The organism is Burkholderia sp. BCC1640, from assembly GCF_902833125.1.
Classification (GTDB): Bacteria; Pseudomonadota; Gammaproteobacteria; order Burkholderiales; family Burkholderiaceae; genus Burkholderia; species Burkholderia diffusa.
This window is the reverse complement of the sequence record NZ_CADFEF010000109.1, coordinates 1-743: the sequence shown is the minus strand read 5'-3', so window position 1 is coordinate 743 and position 743 is coordinate 1. Positions and strand designations below refer to the sequence as shown.

Below are 743 nucleotides of genomic sequence, written 5' to 3'. Positions count from 1 at the left end.
GGTGTCGCTCGCCTCGCTGGCGGCGATGGGCTCGGCCCACGCGCAATCGAGCGTGACGCTGTACGGCCTGATCGACACGTCGCTCACCTATATCAATCACGCGGACGGCGCCAAGAACTCCTGGCTGCTCGGCAACAGCAGCGCCGGCAACCTGGCCGGCTCGCGCTGGGGAATCAAGGGCAGCGAGGACCTCGGCAGCGGCCTGAAGGCGATCTTCCAGTTGGAGAACGGCTTCAACCCGAGCACCGGCGGCCTCGGCCAGGGCGGCCGCGAGTTCGGCCGCCAGGCCTTCGTGGGCCTCGCCAGCGACCGCCTCGGCACGCTCACGCTGGGCCGCCAGTACGATCCGCTGATCGACCTGGTGCAGCCGATCACGGCCGACAACTACTTCGGCAGCGCCTTCGCGACGGCCGGCGACGTCGACAACTACGACAACAGCTTCCGCGTCGACAACGCGGTCAAGTACACCTCGCCGCTGGTCGCCGGCGTGCAGTTCGAGGCGATGTACTCGTTCGGCGGCATCGCCCGCATCGCCGGCCAGTACGTGTGGGGCGCCTTCACCTTCGGCGGCGGCTACAGCAATGCGCAGTACCGTCGCGACGGCTCCTCGCTGTTCGGCCAGAACGAGCGCTACAACACCGGCCAGGGCTTCCTGAACTACCAGGCCACCGCGGCCCTGCTGCTCGGCGTCGGCTACAGCTACACCAAGGCCAGCGGCGACACCTCGGCCACCTACCACCAGG

The 743-nt window shown here is 68.6% G+C and carries 1 protein-coding gene; it reads left to right on the top strand.

Translation table 11 applies throughout. From position 1 onward, the window contains the following. Position 1: 1 nt before the first annotated feature. Positions 2-743: porin (locus HWX25_RS32695; protein WP_244138834.1), on the top strand; the 742-nt coding region annotated here is incomplete at its 3' end.